Source organism: Moorena sp. SIO3B2, from assembly GCF_010692525.1.
GTDB classification, from domain to species: domain Bacteria; phylum Cyanobacteriota; class Cyanobacteriia; order Cyanobacteriales; family Coleofasciculaceae; genus Moorena; species Moorena producens.
Window position 1 is genome coordinate 1 of the sequence record NZ_JAAHHE010000533.1, and the last position, 3,363, is coordinate 3,363.

At 40.6% G+C, this 3,363-nt stretch carries 2 protein-coding genes and 1 pseudogene; 1 reads left to right on the plus strand and 2 read right to left on the minus strand.

Going from position 1 to position 3,363, the window contains the following annotated elements; all coding sequences use genetic code 11:
* Positions 1 to 441 precede the first annotated feature (441 nt).
* Positions 442 to 1,266, minus strand: a complete 825-nt coding sequence (locus F6K38_RS37515) for an FkbM family methyltransferase (RefSeq protein WP_008189937.1) — start codon at positions 1,264 to 1,266, stop codon at positions 442 to 444.
* A gap of 238 nt (positions 1,267 to 1,504) precedes the next feature.
* Positions 1,505 to 2,788 carry a glycosyltransferase gene (locus tag F6K38_RS37520; protein ID WP_008189939.1) on the minus strand — a complete coding sequence of 428 codons (1,284 nt, stop codon included), beginning with the start codon at positions 2,786 to 2,788 and terminating at the stop codon, positions 1,505 to 1,507.
* Between the two features lie 323 nt (positions 2,789 to 3,111).
* Here F6K38_RS37520 and F6K38_RS37525 point away from each other — a divergent pair.
* Positions 3,112 to 3,363: pseudogene (locus F6K38_RS37525) on the plus strand (Uma2 family endonuclease); the annotation flags it as partial.

A 3,363-nucleotide genomic window follows, 5' to 3' on the forward strand; every position in this document is an offset into this window, starting at 1 on the left:
TAAATTAGCCTATTCTTTAGGTAAGTCAGTGGTTAAAGGTCTTTTTCCGTTGAATGATAGTTTCGGCGATGCTCTTTCCCAAGCTGCTTTTCAAAAAATAAATCAAGGTGAAATAGGGATATATAGCAGAAGTCAGAAGTCAGAAGTCAGAAGTCAGAAGTAAAACTCTTGCGCTTACAAAGGGTGTGAGACTTTTGTCATGTCCTAACTGCCCTGGCGACTGCTATATCGCTCTTCTTTCAAACCGGGTTAATTTCTTGGGTGCATCTCATTGTTGCTGTTTGATCCGGTGGGTGGAATGGGTATCAGGGGTGGAACGGGCATCAGGGGTGGAACGGGCATCTTGCCCGTTACAATTCCCAGGCGGACTGTCCCAACCCGGGCGTTGAGGCGAAAAATTAGGGCTCGCCCGTCTTATCACGCACCCTAAGCAACTCAGTATTATCCTCGCCAGGCATACAGATTGAAAAGATTAGAACCATGTAAAATAGGTTCCTGTTGGACTTGAATTTCGCTAAAGCCGTGTTCTTTGAGCAAATTCGTAATTTTTTGGAGTCGATGCTCTAGGTCGTGAACTTCAACAACAATTTGCTTGATCTTTTGCCAATCCTGAGCTTCGATGCCTAAAAGTACATCCAACTCACTTTTCTCTACATCTATCTTAAGCAAATCAATCTGTTCGAGCTTGTGTTCCCTTATAATCTCTGAGACAGTTTTTAACTGGCAAGTTACCCGCTCGATTTTAAAAGCTTTTTCTATGCTATTTTGGATGAACATTGATCGCACAAACAAAGGAAACCAACGAAGCCAACGAAAGGCTTTAGGGGCGTATTTAATATTGCGAATAACAGCCTGCTTCAGTTGCTTTTTTAGCTCAGTAAAATCCTCTTGATATGCAGTGGATAACATGGTAGCGTTGGGATTATAAGCGAATGTTATACTCTTGGATTCCTGAGAAAGTCCACAGGAAAAGACTTTAATTTTATCTGAATCAAAGCGTTGAGCGTTAGCCTGTAGTACATTAAAAATGGCTGGAATAGGTTCAAAAGCATAAATACTAACATTTTTATTACAATTTTGATATGCCCATAAGGCAAACAAACCAATGTTAGCTCCTACATCAAATATGATATCACTTTCGTGCAGCTCAATTCCATATTTAATGTAGTCTTGAATCTGTTCGTACAGAACTGGTACTTCTTCTTCCCGCAGGCAAAATATTTTCATTCCATTGGGAAGCTTAGTTTCCTGAATTCTAGTTGGCATAAGGATAGAACCATGTGTTAATAAATTTGATTAGGTAGTGACTGAGGGGGTGACATGATCTCTAAAAAGATGACTCTATAAGGCTTTGATGCCAATGAGCTCAGCCAATATACAGTCGCAAATTGACCATATTTTCATTTTCTGGACTGAAGTTATCCGTTCATTTGTACTACTTTAATAGTTAAAGGTTCTCCCCATAAGGGATTTAGACATAAAATTATTCCTTGTAATAATTCTATTATTGTTTTGTTGAAGCCAAAACTGGTTTACCTGTATGCACCACTTGTTCTACAATATCAGCCGCTCGACTCACTCCCCCTGCTCGTATAATTGCCTCTTGTAGCCTCAAGGCATTCTTTTTATAGGAATCTTCCGTTAAGACCAGTTTGATAGCCTTTTGTAGCTTTTCCAGGCTCATTTTTTTCAAAGGTATGACCTCTCCTGTTCCTGTCCAAGCGATCCGCGCCGCCACTCCAGGTTGATCGTTGGTAATGGGAATAGCGACCATTGGTACTCCATTACTCAAAGATTCTAGGGTAGTATTCATTCCGGCGTGAGTGATGGTAAGGGTCGCTTTTTGTAATAGTTCTAATTGAGGTGCATAGCCAACAACTAAGGTATTTCCTGGCAATTCTGGTAAAGATTCTGGACTAGCACCCCCACCTAAAGCAATGACTAATTGAGCATCCAATCCCACACAAGCGTCTGCAATCATTTGGAAAATCCACAGAAGCCGATTTTGTAACGTTCCCATAGAAGCATAAATCAGTGGTTGTCCAGTTAATTTTTCATAAGGGAAAGGTGCAGCTTCTCGACTCGCTGGGTTACTATAAGATCCTGTGAAATGAAAACAAGACGGTAGTTCTTTTCTAGGAAATTCTAATTCAGCAGGCTGTTGACTAATTTGAGCCAACTGTGAAGAGTATTGATTGGCATTATTATAGGTAGATAAATTCCAATGCTTACGATGATAATTAATAACTTTTTTCAGGGATTCACCTATAATATTAAACAGTTCATAACCCACTCGGTTGCGTAGAACTCCCCGCCATGAAGGGTCATAATTCCAGGACATGCTAAAGGGAGGAACGCTCATTTCCCGATTGAACATTAAGGCACTGCATACAGTTACAAAAGGAATGTCTAGATACTCAGCGATAGTTCCTCCTGCTGGAGAAGCTTGATCTACTAATAACAGCTCTATATCTGCTGCTTTAATTACGTCTGGAGCATCCCGAAGAGACATTTTTGCTACATTGACAATCCAATTGATTGTATACTGGAATGCCTTAAATCCACTGAGATTACCTAGTTGAGTAAATAAGTCTTTTGTGGCTCCTTTGGGAAAATCCGACTTGCCAATCAGCTGAAATTCTAATCCTGCAGCTAGAGCTTTTGGTTGAGCGTCTTCAATGCCGAATACAGTGACGCGATGACCACGCTGTTTCAGTTCGTAACCTAACGTAGTCATAGGGTTAAGATGACCAGAAGCAGCAGGACAAATGATGCCAAAATGAGTCATGATAGTTGCTCAGTAAAAGACGTTACCCCGATTTAATGGGACTTAAGCCAAAAGTCAACTCAAATTTAACATAAACTGGCTTGCTAAGGGATGAATAGGTACCGAGACTTGTCTAAGCAGTAGAATGTAGAATGTAGAATGTAGAATGTAGAAGGTAGAAGGTAGAAGGTAGAAGGTAGAAGGTAGAAGGTAGAAGGTAGAAGGTAGAAGGTAGAAGGTAGAATTTAGGATACAGACTTCAATTATAAATTCTAAATTCTAAATTCTAAATTCTAAATTAGTAAGATAGAATAGGATGATCAGCTCTGGTAACAGTATTTCCTATGGTTCAGCAGCTTACTCCCAGCACCGATGACATCTTATATCCCGAAAGTGACGGCAAACCCTTGGCGGACAATACCCTTCAATTTGAACTAATTACTACCATTAAGTATGGCCTGGAAGCCCTATTCAAAGATGACCCCAATGTATTCGTTGCCGGGGATTTGTTGTGGTATCCAGAACTTGGAAAACCCAAAATCAATCAAGCCCCGGATGTGATGGTGGTTGTGGGTAGACCGAAAGGGCATCGGCGT